Source organism: Dehalococcoidia bacterium (assembly GCA_022449765.1).
Taxonomy (GTDB): Bacteria; Chloroflexota; Dehalococcoidia; order Lucifugimonadales; family Australimonadaceae; genus UBA2963.
The window spans coordinates 17,752-39,839 of record JAKUPZ010000008.1; the positions used below are offsets into that span (position 1 = coordinate 17,752).

A 22,088-nucleotide genomic window follows, 5' to 3' on the forward strand; every position below is an offset into this window, starting at 1 on the left:
TCTCCGAAAATTAAATCCAAGTTACTCATGTGCTTACAACCTCCTCCTATAAATATGGATCCCAAGTTCGCAGCCTTAAGCTGTTAAACATAACTGAAACAGAACTTGTGGCCATCGCCAATGCTGCGATATTAGGATTCAAAAAACCGTTCTCCCCAAGAATCCAATGTAGATAGGAAGGAATCGACCCTTCTCCAACAAATAAATGAAAAAATCCTGCAGCTATTGGAATTAGGATTATGTTATAACCAAAAGCCCAAAACAAATTTTGCTTAATTATCGTAATTGTCTTCCTTGAAAGCCTAATACCAGTAGTTACTCCTTGGATGTTAGCTCCCATCAATACAAAATCTGCTACATTCAATGAAATATCCGAAGCTGAAGACATCGCAATACCAGCATCCGCTTGTGCCAATGCTGGTGCATCATTAATTCCATCTCCCACCATCGCTACTTTATGACCTAATGCTTGACGTTGTGTAATTTGATTATGCTTCTCTGAAGGTAATATCTCTGATACGTAAGAATCTACGGCCAGTTTACTTGCCAAACTACGAGTTACTGCATAATGATCCCCAGTCAAAATGCCTACTCTTAAACCCATAGACCGTAATCGAGATACAACTTGCTTTGACTCAAAACGTATCTCATCAGTCAAACCTATAAGGCCTATAATTTTTTCTTCCATAAGAACTGCAATTGGAGTGCAGTGCGCGTCTAGTAGTTCGTTGACCTTTGCTTCCACTTCACTGCTAATAACTATATTCGCTTGCCTCGCAAGATTGAGACTACCGACAGTAAATGATCTCTCTTGAATAACTGCACGTACTCCCAATCCAGGTGCCACTTGAAAATTAGAAGACGCGGGAGTTTCGATTTCATTTTCTTGAGCACAATCTATTATTGCCTTCGCTAATAAATGCTCACTATGAGATTCGACAGAACATGCAAACCCCAATACTTCACTCTCTGTAAACTCGAACCCATATACTTTTTCTACTTTTAATTTACCGCTAGTTAAAGTTCCTGTCTTATCAAAAAAAACAGTATCCACTCGCCCTAGTATCTCCAGTGCTTCTGCACTTCTAATCAAAATTCCGTATTTCGCCCCGGTGGTAATCGCAATCATTATTGCAGCAGGTGTTGCCAATCCAAGTGCGCATGGACAAGCAATAATAAGTACCGCTATTGTTGTAAGCATTGCTTCACTTTGACTTACGTCCTGAGCAAAGAACGCCCAATAGCAATATGTCAAAAATGCGAACAACAGTACCGCTGGTACAAAATGAGAAGCAAATGCATCCGCCAAGCGCTGGATGCTAGCCTGAGACCCTTGGGCTAGCCGCACCAAATGAATTATTTGGGCAAGTGTTGTTCTATCACCAGCCCTAGTAACGCGAAAGGTAAAACTTCCATGCAGATTCACAGTACCACCGTAAACAACTGCTCCTTCTATTTTATCTGAAGGAGTACTTTCTCCAGTTAACATCGATTCATCAACTGTGGACGCTCCGGCAAATACTTCACCATCTAGAGGGATTTTCGACCCTGGTTTGACAAGCACAAGCTCACCTAGCGCAACTTGGTCTATAGGCACTTCAACTGTATTAGTGCCTCGTTGCACTAAAGCATATTTCGCCTGTAAATCCATCAGGCCAATAATTGCGTCTGATGCCTTGCCTTTGGCTTGTGACTCAAGCATACGACCAAAAAGTACCAAAGATATAATGATCGTTGCTGTATCAAAATGTATGCTGAGGACTTGGTCGATGAAAGGTCTAGATATTACAACTATCGCGCTATAGAAATAGGCAACTGAAGTACCCAAAGCAATCAGTGTATTCATGTTGAATTTAAAGTGCTTCAAGCTGCCCCATGCACTTTTATAAAACTCTGAAGCAGCCCAAGACTGGACAGGGGCCGCGAATAGTAATGAAATCCAGCCTAGCCAGTCTATCTGCCCAGAAGTCACTGGGTTAAAGGCAATCCCTAACGACCACAGTAATAAGGCTACAAAACCGCTGAACAGCATTTTTTTCTTAACTCGGTTGATCTCACTTCTACGTGAAAGACGTTCAATCTCAGAATGCAATGAGTCTGTGCCTTCCACAAGTTGGGTTTTCACCCCGAATTTCAATGTCAAATTTAGGATCTCATTCGTATTAAAAAGCCCGTAGACTGATCTGATGGTAATTTCTGGAGTAGCTCTATTCACATTCACTGAAACTATCCCATCAATATTTTCTAAGTATTCTTTAAGGGAGATAGCTACCTGTGGATCATTAAGTGCATCTGATGCCAAAATCGATTCTGATGTAGTCACTTGATATCCAAAATCGGTGATAGCATGCACGACTTCATTAACTGGAAGCTTATTTGATTCAAAGTTAATTGTTGCTGTTTCTGAAGCTAAGCTTACTGATACTTGTAAAATCCCTGCAACGGAACGAACTGCGCTCGTAACCGTGCTCACGCATGCAGCGCAAGTCATACCTTCCACAGGTAAAACAACATATTTATTTAGCTCAGGATTACTATCCATATATCACTTCAATTATCATTAGGTCATGGACAATATAACTAGTACCGCATGGATACTGCTGGCAGGATTAGGTTTAGTAGCACTTTTCGTAGTGATAGTATCCATTTTTTTTAATATCCCAATATGGATAGCGTTAACTTTACTTTTGGCATTAGATGCAATGTTATTGATCTGGGCTAGATTCAGATTAAAAAAATCATAAAGGCAAACCCCAAACGGGAAACCATTGTTTAACATCACGAGAAGTAGGGAGGCATGATCTGATCGCCTTCTCCATTCGCAATTCAAGGGGATGATCACGTCCTTCTTCGGAATTGTCAGGCACAAACGGAGTGAAAACTTTTATCCTAGGCTGATATATCCAGTAAATCTTAATTCCTTTCCATAGGAAAGGGTACACCGCAGCTAATACCCTAGAGCCAACCCCTGCATTCGCCAACCCTTCACCCGCAATACGAGTAGCATCAGAAAGTGCTTCCAAGTCGTTAGCCTGTGTTATAACCCAAGGATGCGGATTATCTGCAGAATCAAGTTTTACTTCCCATGGGCGCCCTCCCATGAAATTAACCATCAAAAGGGCGCGCTCTATCTCTTCTTTTGCCTGTTCTCCATTCTGATCAGATGAAGGGCTTACAAGAATACCCGAACTAGATGTAGTAAAAGTATCGAGCCTTTCCTCAAGTACCTCTTTGGACTTTCCCATAGCTGCCTGGGCTTTACCCCAATCTGCTGATCGTTTTAAAAAAAACACTACCTGGAACCTCTAAGCTCGTTGTCTAATATTTGTAATTTCTCTATTCTTCGTCCCATTGGAGGATGAGTAGAGAATAGTCGAGCGAAGCCGTCTCCTACAGCAGGCATTATAAAAAACGCATTTAAGGTCTCGGCTCGACGCAGATCTTGTTTAGGTAGGCCTGTTAACGAACCTGAAATTTTGTGCAACGCTGCTGCAAGATCCATGGGGCGTCCTGTTAATTGAGATGCACCACGATCTGCAGAATACTCCCTATAACGAGATAGTGCGGCAATCAGTACTTGGCTTAAAACCCATACCATAATCGTAACTAGGTACGCGATCATCATATAGCTATGAGCACCATTCTCTCGACTTCTACCCATACCGCCAAACATAGAACTCCAAAAAAATAAGCTCATTAAAGTTGAAGCGACTACGGAAAGAAAGCTTGCATAGGTCATTACCTGAACGTCTCTGGTAGCAATATGACTGATCTCATGAGCTAGGACGCCTTCAAGTTGATCTTTATTTAAGATAGACAGTAGTCCTGTAGTTACCGCCACGGCAGCGTGCTTTTGGCTGCGGCCCGTAGCAAAAGCATTGGGAACCTGCATCTCAGATATAGCAATCTTTGGTTTTGGAATCCCTGCTGCAGCACATAATCGCTCTACTGTTTGATGTAATTCGGGAGCTTCGTCAGGGCTAACAACCTTCGCTCTCATTGATGTCAGAACTAATCGATCAGACATTATAAATTGGAACAATACAAGCATTATTGCAAATACAAGCATGAATGCCGCACCAGCAACCGATAGTAAAAACCACAGGAAGAATCCATAGACTATTCCTAGTAGTATCACTGTAATCACCATGCGAGTAACTAGTTGAGTATCTCTGCCCAAATCACGTGGCCTATTCACGAGCTCCCCCGATCATATTGAAATATTCTCCCCGTACCATCATACAGATCATACTAAAAATTATCTCAAGGATTTATGGCTTCAATTTTCTCATAGCGTTTCTAAAACCAACAGCTGCTCCCTGTAAAGTCGCATCGTCTACGCAGTACGAAATCCTGAAATACCCTGGCAATCCAAAACCTCTTCCTGGTACAACTAAAACTCCTTCGTTTTGTAATACATTTATCAATTCCATCTCGTCTGGGACCGGTGATTTCGGGAACATATAAAACGCACCTTCAGGTTTTCGAACCTCATATCCTGCTTCCATAAGAACGCTAAATAGGAAATCTCTTTTCGCTTGGTAGTCGGCCACCTCAACAGTTACATTCTGAAGCTTACTTACCACATGCTGCATAATTGCTGGAGCATTTACAAAGCCTAAGACACGATTACAAAATACGAAGGCGTCCATTAAAGTTTCGTGATGCTCGATCTCAGGGTGTAACGCTAAATATCCAATCCTTTCTCCCGGAAGTGCTAAATCTTTTGCATGTGAAGTGACAGTAATGGTTCGTTCGTAGTAATGCTGAGGGAAAGGGTATTTATAACCATCAAAAATTATTCTCCTATATGGCTCGTCGCTCACTAAATAAATCTTTACCCCTAATTCATGCTCTTTTTCTATAAGAATTTTAGAAATGGCTTCAATCACGGATTCAGGGTAGATAACCCCTGATGGGTTATTAGGAGAGTTTAATATCAGGAGTTTAGTTCTTGGAGAAATTTTACTTTTCAAATCCTCAATATCAGGTAGCAAGCTTGCATCAGGTTTGACAACAACTGGCAAAGCATTGTGATTAGAAGCGTAAAAAAGATATTCTGCAAAATAAGGGCTAAGGATTAGCACTTCATCACCTGGGTCACATAATGCGTGAATGACCACATTCAATGCGCCTGCAGCGCCTACAGACATCATTATGTGCTCTTTTTGGTATTTGAGGCCGGTCTCAGCATAAAGGGATTCAGCAATGGCTTGCCTTGCAAATGCATATCCAGCATTTGGCATGTATCTGTGGGCACCTTTTGGATGAGATTGGATGAATTTTTCTAACTCGTCATGAAATGCGCGAGGTGGTTCTACAACAGGGTTCCCCAAGGATAAATCAAAGACATTCTCTTCTCCACGCTCATTCTTCAACGCGATACCTAACTCAAACATACGACGAATCCAAGAGCTATCTGTCATATGCTTCTGAACATTAATTGCAATAGTCATTACTACCTCCAACTGTGAGCATAGGCTTGTGTCGGTACCACCGCAAGCGGCAAATACTTGCTAATATATATGCCGAAATCAAGAGGAGAGATTATGCCTTCACAAACAGGTTCGCGTTTTGAATGTAGTGAACTAGGTTCCCAATACATGATCACTAAAGGCGGTGATGCAGAATTATCTTGCAAACCAGCTGAGCAGGGGCAGGCAGACCAGCTAGGCAAGCGTTATATAGATAACGAAACCGGAATTATGGTTCTCTGCACTAAATCAGGCCAATCAAACATTTATTGCAATAATCGTCAAATGGAAATAGTAGCCCAAAGATCACTGCCATCATCTGATTAATATTTCATAAATTCGTAGAGATCATAGTGTTCTGCTGACATACCTAGGCGTTTGTACACTTGCTGAGCGGAATGATTTCCCTTGTCTACATAAAGCCTAAGCCCCACCAGTTCTGAGGACTCACTAACTTGGTTCTTCAAATGTTCAAAGAGTGTCGAAAAAGCCCCTTTCTTGCGATAATCTGGCCGGACATATACTGAATGAATCCAGATTACTACGCCGTTCCGCCAGTCACTCCATTCAGGTAAAGTCATCATCATTCCAACAGGGCCGTCTTCAGATTCTACCAACCAATACTCTGCGGTTACTTCACCCTTTAGGACAGCACCGACGCCTGAATTAATCGTGGCTTCCTCTAAATCAACCCCTTCACTTTCAACAGCCATTTTTATTTGAAAATCTACAATTAATTGCAAATCGTCAATATTCGCTCGTCGGACGCTAAACATTCTGAATACATCCTTAGTTATTCATTTTTCTCATAACTGCAACAACTCGACCATGGATCTGTACTTTATCTGCAGGGACAATAATCGGATCCATCTCCTTATTAGCCGGCAGGAGACGAACCTGATTACCTTCAAGGTAGAAATGCTTTAGAGTAGCTTCTTCTTCAATCGGTAGCCAAGCCGCCACCATATCACCGTCTCTCACATCAGTAGTTGGACGCAGTACTACGATATCTCCATCAGTGATAAATGCATCAATCATTGAGAAGCCTTTTACCCTCAGAGCAAACAAATCTTCAGCATGATGAGGAGTAAAATCAGGTGACAAGGCAATTTTTTCTAAGTCGGCTGGATCGTAAGAGGAAGCTTCTGGGACAGGAATTGGCTGCCCCGCAGCAATAGTACCCATTATTGGAACCATAGCAACTTCCACAAGGTCTATCTCTTTTTCAATTACCAATTCAATCGCCCGGGATATATCAGGAGAGCGCCGAATATAACCGTCCCTTTCTAGAAGACGGAGGTTGTAATCTACGACCGACGTAGAGCTGATACCACAAGCAGTCTGTATCTCTCGAACTGAAGGCATATAACTTCTATCAATATGGAATTCTTGCAAAAAATCTAATATCTGTTGTTGCCTGCTAGATAATTTCCCCATGCGCACCTCAAATACGAACGTTAGTTCTGATCGTAAACATCAGAGTACAAGCATGTCAACGCCCTAGTGACATCAAAAAAGGGGCTAATGCCCCTTTTCAAGATTAATAAATGGAATTTTTTGCTAGTTTAGTCTGAATTTGAGTTAAGGCGTTTCATAAGCCTAGACTTACTTCGTGCAGCCGCATTGCGATGAACTATTCCCTTAGATGCCGCTCGGTCTAGCTTACTAGTTGCTAGCTTGACTGCCTCTGCAGATTCTTCGCTGCTGCCTGTTCCAAGCACTTGCATTGCTTTCTTAACTGCGGTACGTGTACTAGATCGTACGTCTCGGTTTATTATTCTCTTACGCTCTTGAACTCTAGCTGTTTTTTTCGCTGGCATACTATCTCCAATTTGTAGACATACATTATGCCGCTCAAATGTATTTCTGGCTAGGTCTAAGTAGTAGGAAAGTTAATTATTCTTTGCAGGGGCTCTTTTGGTGAAGTTTCTATTAACGCTCTTTACACCTGAAACGCTCTCTATTTTATTAAAGAGTCGCGATAGTTGTTCAAGGCTAGAAACTTGAGCAGTTAAATGAACAATAACCGTATCTCCGTCTATGCTTTCGGTGCTAGATCCAGCTATATTGACATGCTCAGTTGACGTGGCCCCAGTTATGTCATGAAGCAAACCGACCCTGTCCTGCGATTCAATCGCAATTCGAACGGGGAAAACATTTCTACTTTGCCCCCATTCCACTGGTACTATTCTTTCAGGCTCACTAACATTTCGTAGATTAATGCAATCCTGCCGATGTACAGTAACGCCCCTAGTACGGGTCACGAAACCTGAGATGCTTTCGCCAGGAAGAGGAAGGCAACACTCAGCAGTTCTAGTTAGCAGATCGCCTACTCCCAATACTGTAACCCCTGTTGCAATCACAGGCCCAAGCTCTTCGATAGAAATTGCTGCAGGCGAGCCTTGTTCAGACTTAATAGCAGTAATTCTCCCTGCGATTTGGGAAATAGACACCATTCCAGATCCTAATGCAGCGTAAAAATCATTCTCGCTTTCATACCGAAACCATTTAGCGATTTCAAAATCTGAGATATTGCTATTTAGCCTCTTCAGTTCTTTCTTTAGGAGATCCTTGCCTCTATCAACGTTGACATCGCGCTCTTGATGTCGAAACCAAGCTCTAATTGACTGCCGGGCATTAGTAGTTTTGACATATCCTAAATGAGGGTTTAACCAATCCAAACTTGGACCTCTGGCTACTTTACTGGTTAAAATCTCTACAGTGTCTCCATTAGACAGTCGCGTATCAAGTGCGACCAAACGTCCATTAATTTTTGCCCCAATACAACGATGCCCAAGTTCTGTATGAATCCGATACGCAAAATCTATTGAAGTAGCGCCGCTAGGAAGTTCACGGATTTCATTTTTAGGAGTGTACACAAAAACCTGGTCATCAAAGAGATCATTAGCAATGCTCTCAATGTATTCCTCACTCCCGCTTACCTCACGTTGCCACTCTAGCAGTTGACGCAACCAAGACATCCGTTCTTCAAATCGGTTCCCGCGCGCGTCCAATCCTTCTTTGTAACTTGAATGTGATGCAACTCCGTATTCAGAATTTTGATGCATTTCATAAGTACGTAATTGTACCTCTACAGGGACTCCATCTGGCGTTCTTACTGTGGTATGCAAAGATTGATACATATTTCCCTTTGGGCTTGCGATGTAATCATCAAATTGACCAGGGAGAGGCCTCCACAGACCGTGAACAATACCCAGTGCAGCGTAGCAATCACTCACAGTATTAACGATTACGCGCAACGCAAAAAGATCCTGTATCTCTCCAATTTCTTTACCAATAGACGCGTACGACTGAGCTTTCTTGTAGATACTGTAGAGATGCTTAGGTCGACCAGTGACTTCAAAATCATATCCGGCTTTATTCAATTCTTCAGATAAAATTTCAGAAATTCTCTCAATATACTGTTCTCTCTCTTTGCGCTTGGCAGACAGTAACCTAGACATTCTCCGGTACTGCAATGGTTCTAGGTAACGAAATGATAAATCCTCAAGTTGCCATTCCATTTCACCCATTCCGAGACGATGCGCCAAAGGAGCATAGATATCTAACGTTTCCTGAGCAATTTCAATTTGACGGTTTGGCGGAAGTGGCTCCAAAGTCTGCATATTATGTAAGCGATCAGCAAGTTTAATGAGTACCACTCGAATATCTTCTGCCATGGCAACAAGCATCTTGCGGAGATTATCAGACCTTTCAGTATCGCTTTCAGAATTACCCGAAAGTTTGGTTTTTATGAGTTTTAGTTTTGTTACTCCATCTACGAGTTTCGCGACTTCTTCTCCAAACTCTTTTTTTATATCTGACAAGGGTATGTCACAGTCTTCAACAACATCATGAAGTAAAGCTGCGGCAATCGTTTTCTCGTCAAGATGGAGGTCTGCTAAATAAGTCGCCGCGGTGATAGGATGATCAATATATGGCCCTCCTGATAAACGTGTTTGCCCCGTATGCGCTTTAGTCGCAAAATCAAGCGCATCATTCACTATTACAATTCTCTCGTCTGCTAAATATTCTTTTAGCTTCACCGTCAGCTGATTCATTAATCCATTATAAGCCCTAGGTAAACCAAATAATTTACAAATATCTTTTCCGCAGGCAAATTCAATACGATTAATGAAACTCAGAAATATGTAGTTTCTGGTATTCTTAGCCTGTACATCAGAGGTCTAATGTTTCAATCACCAAGAGGCACTGCCGATATTCTTCCACAAGAGCAAGCTTTATGGTCTTATGTAAGATCCAAGTTAACTTACTCTGCCGACCTATTTGGCTATCAAAGAATTGATACACCTATATTTGAAGATACCGCGCTATTCTCTAGAACTGTTGGAGAAGAAACCGACATAGTTCAAAAGGAAATGTATAGTTTTGAAGATCGCGGAGGCCAATCACTGACCTTACGCCCAGAAGGAACTGCCGCAGTTTGTAGAGCTTATCTTCAACACGGCCTTCATAATCTTGCTCAGCCCCAACGACTTTACTACCTCTGCCCAATGTTTCGATACGATAGGCCGCAAGCAGGAAGATTCAGGCAATTCAATCAATTTGGGATTGAAGCCATTGGGGAATCAGACGCAATTATCGACCTGGAAGTAATCCAGCTTGCAATCCATAGCATGAGTAATCTTGGACTTCAAAATATGCGCCTCGTCCTTAATAACATCGGGGACCACAACGATCGCAAAAATTATATTGATGCGCTTAAAGAACATCTCGCAACACATACATCTAACATGGGCGAGGATGATCGTCGTCGGTACGAAACAAATCCGTTGAGAGTACTTGATTCAAAAGAATTATCACAGGAAACTTTCATTGATCTTGCCCCTAAAAGCGCTGATTTCTTAGGTGTAGACGCAAAAGATCATTGGGAAGAGCTTTTGGGTTACCTCGAATTGATGGGGATCTCCTATACATTAGATCACAAGCTTGTCCGAGGGCTTGATTACTATACCCGTACTGTTTTTGAAATCCACCCAGCAGTTACCGGAGCCCAAAGCGCGGTTTGTGCAGGAGGGCGATATGACGGATTATTTGAAGAACTAGGGGGTAAATCAACTCCCGGAATAGGGTTTGCTGCCGGAATTGAAAGATTGATTCTAAATCTACAAACTCAAACCTATGAAGGTGGCATAAGTGCAAAAAAACCACTAATCCTTTGTTATAACGGAATACCAGCAAAAAACGATGCCATTAAATTAGCTGAAACATTAAGGAGCGAGGATCAATTGGTTCTGCTTGCACCGAATAGAAGCTTAAAATCCCAATTGAGATTTGCATCAGGGACCGAAGCAAATCTTGTATTAATCATTGGTGAAAACGAATTACGAGAAGGAAATATCACCTGCCGTGATATGAGCAGAGGCGACCAACTGGTTATCCCCAGAAGTGATTTACTGAATTACTTAAAGCAAAATACCTAAGGAACATCTATATTAATCGTAGTTGTACGAGCAGCTACGAAAACACTGGTAGCTGATGCAGGATATTTGCCTGCCCAGAATTGCACAGTAGCATTGGTATAGCCGGTTCTGCTAATACTAATAGGTAATAAGTACTCTCCTGTTTTTTCGACAGTTGTAGAAAACCATAAATCGGACGATCCTACTTTAGAAACCTTGGCGTAGACGCGAGTGCCTTTTGTAGCACTTCTACTGTCGATTTTAATGGTTCCTTTAAAAATGGCAGGGATGCTTGGAGGTGTGCCTTTAGAAGTACCTGAGAGAGGCGCATCAATTATGCTAACTCCTGTCTCAAGTCGAGGAATAACAGTCGATATCAACCCGTCGACAGATAAAGCGTATATTTCGCCTGTTCGACCAATTGCAATATCCAACATATGCTGCTCGTTCATACGAATACCACGTAATAGGCCGCTGTTATCAATTAAAGCCGATCCATCAGAATCCTCATTTGATAATCCTTGCAACTGAATGTACCGAAGTCCCGTATTAAAATCTTGACGACTTCCTATGATCCTCGAAGAATTCTTCTGAACTACATCAGTTAATCCACCTTGGCGAAGCAAGACAAAATCTTGATCTAGTTGGGGATCACCCGTTTTGGCTAAGTTAAATGATGGATAAACTTGGCCCGGAGAAATAACTTCTAGCAATGCAAGATCTAAGTTGTCATCTCTGCCAATAACCCATGCTCGGCCATTAGAGCCCGAAGGGGTGTAGAAATCTGCCAAGGGGGACTGACCTAGACCAGATGATGTAGTTAATATTCGACCTAACGTCCCCTCGATGAAAACCCCTGTCCATTGCTTATCTCCTGCAATTAGTTTCACAACAGCAGGCTCCGCCAGAGCTATACCTTGGGCCTGAGTGGGCGTTGGCGGAGGTGTAGGTGTTGGACTAGGCGTTGGCGTTGGCGTTGGCGTTGGCGTTGGACTAGGTGTTGGGCTAGGCGTAGGTGTAGGTCTAGGGGGTGCAGGAGTAGGAGTTGGCTCAACGTTAACACACGCAGCAACTAGCCCCAGTGCTAATACAAAAGCTGGAGCTAATAAAGCTATTTTAAAATGTCTAAATACCATCCCTACATCCTAGTCTTCCTTTAGATTGTATAACGTCAGGCATGTAGGCTGGCAATGACATTAACTGGCAAATTCTTCTTGATGTGGATGATTAGCTCGCTCCTTAGACGACCTAATCTGATACCATTGCTTTCGTCATCCGTATCTTCAATTTAGAGAAACCTATTACAAAAGCATGCTAGATAGACTAGAAAACTTCCTAAAACGAGTTCAGGAAATTGATGAACTATTTTCAGACCCTGAAGTAATTTCTAACCCCGATTTGGTTAGTAAACTTGCAAAGGAAAGGTCTGATCTTCTTCCAATTGTCAATTCATACGAATCCCTAAAAATTGCTAAGCAAGAACTTGATGACGCCAAGTCTTTGTCTAATGACAACGACCCTGAGGTTGCAGAAATGGCGTTAGAGGAAATTGAAAGGCTTGGCACTGAGGTAGAAAGCCTCGACCAAGAATTACGAAATGCTTTATTACCTAAAGACCCTAATGACAATAAAAACGTAATTATGGAAATACGTGGAGGCACAGGAGGAGATGAGGCTGCAATATTTGCAGGTGATTTATTTCGAATGTATCAGAGATACGCCCATAAACATGGGCTGACAATAGATATAGTCAATATGAATGAAACTGAACAAGGTGGCATTAAAGAAGTAGTCTGCACTATTCAAGGAGAAAGTGCTTACAGGCTGCTAAAGCATGAAAGCGGAGTGCATCGTGTCCAGCGAGTACCGACTACCGAAACACAAGGCAGGATACATACATCCACTGCAACAGTTGCCGTCCTTCCTGAAGTCGATGAGGTTGATGTTGATATCCGTACAGAAGACCTGCGAATTGACATATTCCATTCCGGTGGCCCCGGTGGGCAAAATGTGAATAAAGTCGCCACCGCTGTACGTGTTGTTCATAATCCTTCTGGCATAGTAGTGGTCTCTCAAGGCGAGAGGTCGCAATTACGTAACAAAACCGAAGCTCTATCTGTTCTTCGATCCAGATTGTATGAACAGCAAATTCGTGAACAAGAAGAATCTACGTCTGCTGCAAGAAGATCGCAAGTAGGCAGTGGGGAGAGATCTGAAAAAATTAGGACCTACAATTTCCCACAGGATCGACTTACAGATCACCGTATTAATATGTCTATACATGGACTGCAAGAAATTATGGTAGGTGCAGGGCAATTCGGTTCCTTGGTCGAATCCTTATTACAGGACGAGCAGGCAAGATTGCTTGAACAAGCCGAAGTAGAAACTCAAAAATTAGTATAGTCGATTATCCGCATTGACTACTCTCCAACAAGCTATCATCAAATTCCAATCGGAACTTTCATCAATCGGAGCAGATAATCCTAGGCTTGAAGCTGATCTCATATGGATGAATATTTTAAACGTTTCCCGTGCCGAATTATTTGGGTATTCTCAACACGAGGCAATTAAAAAATCGACGCTGATTAAAGCCAGGTCCCTGCTTAACCGTCGCCTAAAAAATGAACCGCTCGCTTATATAATCGGATCAAAAGAGTTCTATGGGCTAAAAATTAAAACTTCTCCAAAAGCTCTTATACCTAGGCCTGAAACCGAAGTAATGGTCGACGAAGCATTGGAATACCTATCAGGCAAAGAAAAAATGCTTATAGCGGATGTAGGGTGCGGCACTGCAGCAATATCGATAGCAATAGCAAAAAATAATCCCAGCGCTACTTTATACGCCTTAGATATATCAAAAAAAGCGTTACATCTTGCTAAGGCAAATATTTTGATGCATCAATTAGAGAATCAGATTGAGCTAATCCAAAGTAATTTGCTTACTAATTTACCGCATCCGGTAGATATGCTTTTGGCCAATCTACCTTACATCCCAACAACGCAATTACCGTATCTTCAAAGTGAAGTACAGCTATATGAACCTTTGATTGCCTTAAATGGGGGAATAGATGGTCTTGAGATCATAAATACTCTACTCCAGCAAGCAAAATACAAACTATTACCACAAGGAGTAATCTTCTTAGAGATTGATCCCTCACAGGTAAAAAAAATACTCTCCTTAGCCTCTGACTATTTCCCTTCACTCTCATATAATGTAGTAAATGATCTAACTGGAAGATCTCGTGTCATAGTGCTCAAACCCAACTCTGTTGCAAGCAATAAAATCATTTAACTATGGAATTAGAACCTGGCATACATCAAATGACGTTCGGCAAGGAGCCATTACCAGGTTTCCCTGCTCCAAATTCTTATTTGGTTTTTGGAACGGATACTTCAATTCTGATTGATACTGGCTGGGAAAATAATGATGACCATCGAAGTCGAATGGCTTACCTTAGGCAAACAAACTCACCACCGATTTCAGAAATAATAATTACCCACCGCCATCCTGACCACGGTGGAGGTGCTCTTCATTTGCATAAGGAGTTCGGAACTCCTATTGCCTGCCATGAAAAAGACCAAGAAGTTATCGAGCGCGACCGATTGAACAGTGAAATAAAGATAGCATCTTCTCTCAATGGAGGTGAGGTACGAGACCTTGGAGGCATTAATCTAGAATTGATCCATGCTCCTGGGCACACCTTCGGATGTCTGGCTATTTATATTCCTGAGCGTGAAGTTTTATTTACAACAGACACTGTTATGGATATTTCCACTACCAGCATAAACCCTAATGACGGAAGTCTTGTTGAATACATGCAAACGCTTAATCTTTTCCAAGATATTAATCCTAGAATCATGTACACAGGACACGGTCGTCCTGTGAAAAATCCTCGCCAAAGGCTCAACCGGTTAATTGATCATAGACTAAGAAGAGAGGAGTCCATTTTAAATAAATTAAAAGTAAGGCCCCTAAGTACGGCCCAGCTCAGTGATGTAATATACAAAGGACTACAAAGCTCACGAAAGCCCCTTGCCGAAAGGCAAATAATCACTACCTTGCTTAAATTGTTGGAAGAAGGGAAGGTAGTTAAAGAAGAGAATGATACTTACAAGACTAACCTATAGGGGCTAGTCGGATAAAATGAATAATGCCAATTTTAATATCTCAACGGAGTCATTGTGCCCACACTATTTAACTCGAAAGTATTTCCTTTAAATACAACAATCTCTAATAAAAACCATCTGGAAATTGGTGGTTGCAGTCTTATCGACCTAGCGGAACAATTCGGCACCCCATTGTATGTGTTTGATGAGAATACTTTACGCAATCAGGCGGAAGGATTCCTTTCATCTTTTAAGAATCTTTATCCTAATACTAGAGTTGTATATGCCTGCAAAGCATTTATCAATATCCCTTTAGCAAGATATTTTGCCGATCTAGGATTAGGGTTTGATGTCGTTTCCGGAGGAGAATTAGCAATCCTAAAAGCCGCCAATGTTGATCTATCAACAGTCGATTTTCATGGCAACAATAAAACTCCTCAGGAGATATGGACTGCACTTGAGTGGGGAGTTGGGCATTTTGTTATAGACAGTTCGCACGAATTGAATTTACTTAATGAATATGCAGGTCAGCAAGGAATAAAGCAAAATGTTTTAGTTCGTGTTTCTCCGTCTATTGATCCGCACACCCATAGGCTAACTACCACTGGGGTTTTAGATAGTAAATTTGGTTTCCCAATTGAAACAGGTCAAGCTCACGATGCAATTAGGCAAGTGTTGCAATGTGAAAATTTATCACTTCAGGGCCTTCATTTTCACTTAGGGTCTCCCATTTTTGAACTAGAGCCTTATACAGAAGCCATTGAACTCGTCCTTGGCTTCGCTTCTGAAATGCAAAATGAAGGCATGACTTTAAATCGTTTTAGCCCAGGAGGTGGGTTTGCAATTGCCTATACAGAAGATGACGAACCCCCAACTAAAGATGCTTATGCAAAAGCCATTACTGAAGCTCTTATAGAGGGATGTAAGCAAAATGGATTGAATCAACCCGAATTGACAATAGAGCCAGGCCGCTCTATGTCAGGACCCGCGGGAGTTGCCATATATACAGTTGGTGCAATCAAGGAAATACCTGACGTTCGCACTTATGTATCAGTAGACGGGGGTATGGGAGATAATATTCGTCCCGCGTTATATGGATCACGCTACATTGCCGTTCTAGCAAATCAACCAACAGCTGAGGCAACAGAAACAGTTACCATTGCGGGCAAATACTGTGAATCTGGGGACGTCCTAGTAACTGACGCTAAACTACCAAAAGTACAACCAAACGATATAATTGCTATTCCAGCTTCAGGTGCCTACGCACCCTCAATGGCGAGTACCTATAACATGAACGGAAAACCGCCTATTGTAATGGTAGACAATGGTAATACACGCCTAATTCGCCGAAGGGAATCGTTCGAAGACATGATGTCTCAGGATATAATCGACCCAATTGCTAAGGATCCTTTGTAGTGTTTCAGCTTCACGGCCAAGAATTAATTTTATCCAATTTAAATAACTCAATTAATGAAGGCCGCTTCCACCATGCTTACCTGCTTTCAGGAGCGTCTCATACTGGTAAAAACACACTAGCGCTACAAATTGCGCAAGCCTTGAACTGTACAAGTTCAGAAGTTCCATGCATGCAATGCAATCAATGCCAACGAATCCAAAAATATGAGCATCCTGACGTGCACTACATCACCACGGGAGGAGATGAAGGCCCCCTTCATGAAATCGGAATTGATGCAATTAGGGAATTATCCAGCCTTGCATATCTAAAACCTTTTGAGGGCATCCGGAGGGTCTTTATTATTAAACCTGCTGAAAAGCTAAATGATCATTCTTCCAATGCACTATTAAAAGTACTAGAAGAACCTCCAGGGGACGTGGTTTTTATCCTCATATCGAGCAGCGCAGCAGACCTTATGCCTACCATTGTTTCTCGCTGCCAGCTTTTCCAATTTAAAAAAATGGATCGTGCTGCAGTGTTTTCAATACTAACTACAAATTATGGAATAGACGCTGAAAACGCAGAAATATTTTCGAGGTTGTGTGACGGATGTATAGGTTGGGCTATCGAAGCGTCACAAGACAGTTCAATATATGCTTCGTTACATCAGCTTTTAGAAAAAATAGTGGACACCATCGAAGGGGGAATTGAGTCTCGATTCCACTATTGTGAGGAGTTCGGAAGAATCTATCAGCGTGACCGATTATCTGCCGAAACTCACTTGCGACTTTGGCTCTCTTGGCTAAGAGACGTAATGCTTATTCAAAAAGGGGTAGAAGAGTACGTGATAAATATAGACTGGAAAGAAACATTGTCTAAACACGCAAAGTCTCTTCCAAACGATGAAATCGTGCGATGGATTCGCCAAATTCAAAGCACCAGCAATCTAGTGCAACGAAATATCAACCCTCGACTTGCCCTAGAGGCTGTACTAATTTCCTCTCCTTTGACCACACAACATTCTATGCAATAGCAGCATGCAAATCAGTAGAAATTATCTGATTATTACTTACCCAAGGTAGATAAATATTCCATTCGTCCGGAAGACTGCGATGCATCAAGTGATAATACGGATTAGCCTTGGGCGTTGAAGGCTGTGATAAGAGTTGCATTCGGGCTTGAACAGGTGTTCTTCCTGCTTTGCGGTGGTTGCATTGTACACAGGCGGCAACGACATTCTCCCATGTGTGCGGGCCTTTCAATACACGTGGTACGACATGATCCAGCGTTAGGTCTTTTGTTTCTTTACCACAATATTGGCAAGTGAAATGGTCTCTCCAAAAAACTTCTCTCCTAGAAAGTTTACGTGTGAAAAGAGGGCGCTTTACCATATACAGTAACCTGATAACGGACGGAACTGAAAAAGAAGTTGACACTGTTTTGTAATGTTCCAAGGAAAGTTCAATCGGCTGTGCTTTTTGCCCAATCACTAAGACGATAGCACGCCTAACACCGCAGACGTTAAGCGGCTCGTAGTTCTGATTCAAGATAAGGACTGTTTCGCGGGGCATTATCTCCTACATCAAAACAAGCAAAGTAGTCGATAAGATCATAAAGGCATTTACCAGTAGGGACAATAAGATATTTAGTAACGTTATCCACTAAATTGGTTCTTCCAATCCAATCCCTCTTCAAAAATACGATCTATCTGATCAAACTGAGACGGAAGCAAAACTTTAATCACATCAGTTGCAGTTAATATGGATTCAAGCAAGCTGGATTTTGCAATAGCTACATGCAACGAATCTATAGGAACAATCACTGCTATTGAGGCAATCGCAGAAACGGACAATAGCCCCACCACAATACCAATCAAAGCTCCAATTGAACGATCCACCCATCCCAAAAAAAGCATATTAAGAATCTTTTTTACAAAATTCGCAAGCACCCAAAAGAATATAAGAGAGACAATAAAAATTGCAGTAAAAGCTGCAATTTTATCGAAATCGGTATCAATTGGAATTAATTCAGCAACACGCGCGTAATACTGTCCAGCAAAAATTATTCCAATTATTGCTCCAGCCAGAGTTGACGCCCATTTAATTATTCCATTTTTCCAGCCAAGGAATCCAAACAATCCAATAGTGATTAAGGTAGCTGCATCAACCCAATTCATAAAATCCTCGATTATTAGCACTAAAACTATGCCACGGTCAAGGCAAATGCAACAGTAGAACTAATGAAGGTTTATGGGTAAATTAAATTACAAAAACTGGATTATCATTTGTAATGATACGTGATTCTGAGCTAATTCCTGAACGAATATATTTAGGCAAATTAAACATACCCGAATGTGCAATACCGTCGTAATAACGTAGTGGACTAGATATACGCTTTTCTATTTCACGGTCAATAACGTCTCGATCCATATCCTTTACAACTAGTGCATCCTCTCTTCCACAGGCAATAAATCCCCACATGGTACCAAAGCTAGGCACAAACACTCGATATTCTGAAGTGTGCGCAAAAACTTGCCTCATAGTCTTTGAAATCGATGTGAAAACATCCATGTAGTTTGTAGGGCTCGCTGCACCTGACTGCGCGACCATAATGCCGCCTGGCGATAAATTCGACAGAATTAATTTATAGAACTCAACGGTGTACAACAAATATGCCGGTCCTCCTTCCAGAGGATCAGGGATGTCAATGATTATCACATCGAACGGGTCAGTACGTCCCTGGAGGTACAAAAGAGCATCTTCATGAAGTAACTTCAACCGCTTATCTTCGAAAGAACCCAAGTGATGGTTAGGTAAATACTGTTTGCACAAATTGACTACTTCTGCATCGAGATCGACCATCGTCAGTTCTTCAACTGAATGATGCCTGAGAACTTCTTTGATCGTAGACCCTTCACCACCCCCAGCTACTAATACTTTCTTAGGATTCGGATGCGCAAGCATTGCGGGGTGAACAAGCGCTTCGTGGTACACCCATTCATCCGATTCGGATGATTGCGTTTTCCCGTCGAGTACCAAAATTCGTCCAAACGAGCCGGTATCAAGGATTTGGACCTTCTGGTATTTGGTAAATCCTTCGTAAATCACTTCTCGAACCCCTGAAGCCTGAATAAGTTCAGGTGTGATCTGTTCTGTATACCATATTGTTCTAGGAGAAAGCTGATCCATTAACTAAACGCCTGTGACCATGAGTCCAGAAGACCTCTTTTTACTTCCGTAATCTCAGGATCTTTAGACTCCAGTTCATCAATAATTAATTTAGCTGCCTCCGTGGGGTCAAAATTTTCCCCACAGGTAAAAATATCAACGCCCGCATAACCAAATTCTGGCCATGTATGAATGCATAGGTGTGATTCAGCAATCGCGACAACACCCGTTACTCCTTGAGGGCTAAATTGATGGAAAATTTCACCGATTACAGTGGCTCCAGTTTTTACTGCCGCCTCTAATAACACTTTCTTGAGAAACTCAAGGTCATCTAATAATTCTGGATTACAAGTGCGAAGTTCAAGTAGTACGTGACGACCAAGAGCTTTCAATCAGACAGGCCTCCATATAAATCTGTATCCTCAGGGATACACGGCGACATAAGGTCAAATTCTAGCATTCTCAGCCATATGGGAGCAACAGAAACATTCAATCTAGCTTGACCTCAAAACATTTGATGCCTAGGATAGAATTATGGAAGACTACTTGCGTCAATATGGTCTGATTTTCTTGCTAGCCGTCGTTTCGATTGTTCTGCCAGCAAGTGTTCTTCTGATATCCAAACTAAGTACCTTCATCAACGCTCGGCCATCCAGACCCAACCCTCTGAAATACTCACCCTATGAATGCGGTATGGAACCAGAACAAGGGCGTTGGCAACGATTCAACGTACGCTACTACAAATTCGCTCTACTTTTCTTGTTATTTGATGTTGAAGTCATATTTCTATTTCCTTGGGCTACTCAATCAAGCTCGCTAGGCTGGTCTGCATTCCTAGCAGTGTTATTTTTCTCTGTAATCATGATGGTAGGTTGGGCGTACGAATGGAAAAAAGGCGGAATGGAATGGGACGAATCAACTCCTGCTATTTCAAGCAAGCAAAGAATTAATTAGTTCCATCTATTTTGGACAATTCAGTTCGTAAATTTTTTTTCAGAACCTTCCCCAAGGAATTTCTAGGCAACTCGCTCATGAAAATTACCTGCTCTGGTCGTTTAAATCTAGCCAAAGACTGGCAATGATCTAATATCAAATCTTCTGTTACGTTCAAGTAACCAGATCCAGTAACTACTACCGCTACTACACGCTCACCCCAGGTTTCGTCTGGAAGTCCAATGACTGCGCAGTCCTCTATACCAGGTACTTCTTGCAATACGTGCTCAACTTCCTCGGGTGAGACCATCTCGCCGCCACGCTTAATAAAATCTTTTGCGCGACCCTCAAGATATATATATCCATCTGAATCTTGGTAGCCTAAGTCACCGGTATAAAGCCATCCGTCATGCAGCGCTTGATCCGTTTCCGCTGGTTGCTTCCAGTAACCCGTCATTAGCCGAGGGCTTTTAGCTATTATTTCACCTGAAACACCATAACTTACAAACTGCCCATTCTCATCAACAACCCGTACCTCTACATCAGGTAATGGTTTCCCAATACTGGATAGGTGTTTAATTCGTGACGCAACAATTTCATCAGGGCCTTCTAAAATATGGTCTTCGGGGGGCACCATCGTGATAGTTGACCCAGTTTCAGTTTGCCCAAATGCGTTAATAAACTGCACTTGGGGCATAAGAGGAACTGCACGCCTAATTAATGTAGGCGGCATAGATGACCCCCCATAAGTTAAAACTTTGAGCGAAGACAATTCTCTTGTAGAGAATTCTGGGTGATCAATGATTTGCTTCAACATAGTAGGCACGATTAAAGCACGTTCAATTCCATGCTGCTCCACTAATTGCATCCATTCTCCAGGCTCAAACTGTCGCTGCATTACTATTGTTCTACCCCCGTATATCCCTGCAAGGACTGCTTGAAGACCTGCTACATGGTAAAGAGGTAAAGTCAGAAGTGTTTTTTCAAACACTTCAGGATCGGGAGGTTCCATGCTAGTCAATAGAAATGATGTGAAACTAGAATGTTTAAGCATTACCGCCTTTGGATTACCTGTAGTTCCCGCAGTAAACAAAAGCACTGCGGTCTCTTCAGGTGAGTCAATCGGGAATATATATTCTTGGTGATCAGCAGAATTGATTAGTTCATCGATGTCTACCCACTGCGAGGTATGATCGTTCATGGCTGAAGTTGTTATCCTAAGGGTAGAACTAAATTCATCTCCATATTCCTCAATAAGCGGAACATACCTTGGTCCAGCAACAATCACTTTTGGTGCAGAATGTCTTAAAGGATATGCTAACTCTTCACGATGGCCTCGGAAATTTAATGGAACATAAATAGCATCCAGTTTAGAGGCTGCAAAAAATGTCAGGACGTGCGCAGGAGTATTTACGTCAACAACACAGACGCGATCACCTCGAGCCACCCCGCTCTTCGAAAGAGCATTTGCAAGGCGATTCACTTTCTCCGCAAGTTCAGAAAACGAATGCTCTTTCTCGTCAGTTATTAAAGCCGGTCTATCAGGTACTATAGCCGCAGCAATATTTAATACATCAAAAGTATGCAG

General features: G+C 42.0%; 22 protein-coding genes. 8 read left to right on the forward strand and 14 right to left on the reverse strand.

The annotated features are described in order from the left end of the window. Positions 1–46 precede the first annotated feature (46 nt). The 4 genes from MK127_04850 to MK127_04865 form a co-directional block, all read right to left on the reverse strand. Positions 47–2,542 (reverse strand): heavy metal translocating P-type ATPase, encoded by a 2,496-nt coding sequence (locus MK127_04850; GenBank protein ID MCH2532119.1) that lies wholly within the window; start codon positions 2,540–2,542, stop codon positions 47–49. Positions 2,543–2,738: 196 nt separating this feature from the next. Next, the gene (locus MK127_04855) at positions 2,739–3,293 is read right to left on the reverse strand and encodes a hypothetical protein (GenBank protein ID MCH2532120.1); all 555 of its coding nucleotides are present in this window, start codon (positions 3,291–3,293) and stop codon (positions 2,739–2,741) included. Next, complete coding sequence (gene htpX, locus MK127_04860; protein ID MCH2532121.1) at positions 3,293–4,198, reverse strand: zinc metalloprotease HtpX; 906 nt, start codon at positions 4,196–4,198, stop codon at positions 3,293–3,295. The genes MK127_04855 and htpX overlap by 1 nt, the downstream gene beginning before the upstream one ends. 73 nt (positions 4,199–4,271) lie before the next feature. Next, complete coding sequence (locus MK127_04865) at positions 4,272–5,456, reverse strand: pyridoxal phosphate-dependent aminotransferase (GenBank protein ID MCH2532122.1); 1,185 nt, start codon at positions 5,454–5,456, stop codon at positions 4,272–4,274. 93 nt (positions 5,457–5,549) lie between these two features. Between MK127_04865 and MK127_04870 the strand changes: the two genes are divergently transcribed. Continuing rightward, positions 5,550–5,801: a hypothetical protein gene (locus MK127_04870; GenBank protein MCH2532123.1), complete on the forward strand. Its 252-nt coding sequence runs from the start codon at positions 5,550–5,552 to the stop codon at positions 5,799–5,801. Here MK127_04870 and MK127_04875 read toward each other — a convergent pair. The 4 genes from MK127_04875 to MK127_04890 form a co-directional block, all read right to left on the reverse strand. Beyond that, positions 5,798–6,250, reverse strand: a complete 453-nt coding sequence (locus MK127_04875) for a GNAT family N-acetyltransferase (protein MCH2532124.1) — start codon at positions 6,248–6,250, stop codon at positions 5,798–5,800. The genes MK127_04870 and MK127_04875 overlap by 4 nt on opposite strands. Positions 6,251–6,263: 13 nt before the next feature. Next, entirely contained in the window at positions 6,264–6,911 is a 648-nt protein-coding gene (lexA, locus tag MK127_04880) for a transcriptional repressor LexA (GenBank protein MCH2532125.1), read from the reverse strand. Between the two features lie 128 nt (positions 6,912–7,039). Beyond that, positions 7,040–7,294 (reverse strand): 30S ribosomal protein S20, encoded by a 255-nt coding sequence (gene rpsT, locus MK127_04885; protein MCH2532126.1) that lies wholly within the window; start codon positions 7,292–7,294, stop codon positions 7,040–7,042. A 72-nt stretch (positions 7,295–7,366) separates the two neighbouring features. Then, on the reverse strand, positions 7,367–9,535 hold the full coding sequence (locus MK127_04890) for a bifunctional (p)ppGpp synthetase/guanosine-3',5'-bis(diphosphate) 3'-pyrophosphohydrolase (GenBank protein MCH2532127.1): 2,169 nt from the start codon (positions 9,533–9,535) through the stop codon (positions 7,367–7,369). Positions 9,536–9,664: 129 nt separating this feature from the next. Here MK127_04890 and hisS point away from each other — a divergent pair, with 129 nt between their 5' ends. Beyond that, entirely contained in the window at positions 9,665–10,918 is a 1,254-nt protein-coding gene (hisS, locus tag MK127_04895; GenBank protein MCH2532128.1) for a histidine--tRNA ligase, read from the forward strand. Here hisS and MK127_04900 read toward each other — a convergent pair. Continuing rightward, the gene (locus tag MK127_04900; GenBank protein MCH2532129.1) at positions 10,915–12,033 is read right to left on the reverse strand and encodes a serine protease; all 1,119 of its coding nucleotides are present in this window, start codon (positions 12,031–12,033) and stop codon (positions 10,915–10,917) included. The two genes, hisS and MK127_04900, sit on opposite strands and share 4 nt — an antisense overlap. A gap of 175 nt (positions 12,034–12,208) precedes the next feature. On the opposite strand from MK127_04900, the gene prfA reads away from it, so the two are divergent. The 5 genes from prfA to holB are packed head-to-tail and all read left to right on the forward strand — an operon-like array spanning position 12,209 to position 17,433. After that, positions 12,209–13,300 (forward strand): peptide chain release factor 1, encoded by a 1,092-nt coding sequence (gene prfA / locus MK127_04905; GenBank protein ID MCH2532130.1) that lies wholly within the window; start codon positions 12,209–12,211, stop codon positions 13,298–13,300. 13 nt (positions 13,301–13,313) lie between these two features. Then, positions 13,314–14,189, forward strand: coding sequence for a peptide chain release factor N(5)-glutamine methyltransferase (gene prmC / locus MK127_04910; GenBank protein ID MCH2532131.1), 876 nt, complete (start codon positions 13,314–13,316; stop codon positions 14,187–14,189). Positions 14,190–14,191: 2 nt separating this feature from the next. Then, complete coding sequence (locus MK127_04915) at positions 14,192–15,025, forward strand: MBL fold metallo-hydrolase (protein MCH2532132.1); 834 nt, start codon at positions 14,192–14,194, stop codon at positions 15,023–15,025. A gap of 54 nt (positions 15,026–15,079) precedes the next feature. Then, positions 15,080–16,420 carry a diaminopimelate decarboxylase gene (gene lysA, locus MK127_04920; GenBank protein ID MCH2532133.1) on the forward strand — a complete coding sequence of 447 codons (1,341 nt, stop codon included), beginning with the start codon at positions 15,080–15,082 and terminating at the stop codon, positions 16,418–16,420. Then, positions 16,420–17,433 carry a DNA polymerase III subunit delta' gene (gene holB, locus MK127_04925; GenBank protein ID MCH2532134.1) on the forward strand — a complete coding sequence of 338 codons (1,014 nt, stop codon included), beginning with the start codon at positions 16,420–16,422 and terminating at the stop codon, positions 17,431–17,433. Before lysA ends, holB begins: the two co-directional genes overlap by 1 nt. On the opposite strand, the gene MK127_04930 is transcribed toward holB, so the two are convergent. The 4 genes from MK127_04930 to speD all read right to left on the reverse strand — a co-directional run bounded on the left by MK127_04930 (position 17,423) and on the right by speD (position 19,959). Continuing rightward, positions 17,423–17,971 (reverse strand): HNH endonuclease, encoded by a 549-nt coding sequence (locus MK127_04930; GenBank protein MCH2532135.1) that lies wholly within the window; start codon positions 17,969–17,971, stop codon positions 17,423–17,425. The genes holB and MK127_04930 overlap by 11 nt on opposite strands. 83 nt (positions 17,972–18,054) lie before the next feature. Continuing rightward, positions 18,055–18,576 carry a CvpA family protein gene (locus MK127_04935; GenBank protein ID MCH2532136.1) on the reverse strand — a complete coding sequence of 174 codons (522 nt, stop codon included), beginning with the start codon at positions 18,574–18,576 and terminating at the stop codon, positions 18,055–18,057. A gap of 82 nt (positions 18,577–18,658) precedes the next feature. After that, entirely contained in the window at positions 18,659–19,588 is a 930-nt protein-coding gene (gene speE, locus MK127_04940; protein MCH2532137.1) for a polyamine aminopropyltransferase, read from the reverse strand. Continuing rightward, complete coding sequence (gene speD, locus MK127_04945; GenBank protein ID MCH2532138.1) at positions 19,588–19,959, reverse strand: adenosylmethionine decarboxylase; 372 nt, start codon at positions 19,957–19,959, stop codon at positions 19,588–19,590. The genes speE and speD overlap by 1 nt, the downstream gene beginning before the upstream one ends. A gap of 142 nt (positions 19,960–20,101) precedes the next feature. On the opposite strand from speD, the gene MK127_04950 reads away from it, so the two are divergent. Further along, positions 20,102–20,521 carry an NADH-quinone oxidoreductase subunit A gene (locus tag MK127_04950; GenBank protein ID MCH2532139.1) on the forward strand — a complete coding sequence of 140 codons (420 nt, stop codon included), beginning with the start codon at positions 20,102–20,104 and terminating at the stop codon, positions 20,519–20,521. On the opposite strand, the gene MK127_04955 is transcribed toward MK127_04950, so the two are convergent. Further along, the gene (locus tag MK127_04955) at positions 20,514–22,088 is read right to left on the reverse strand and encodes an AMP-binding protein (protein MCH2532140.1); all 1,575 of its coding nucleotides are present in this window, start codon (positions 22,086–22,088) and stop codon (positions 20,514–20,516) included. The genes MK127_04950 and MK127_04955 overlap by 8 nt on opposite strands.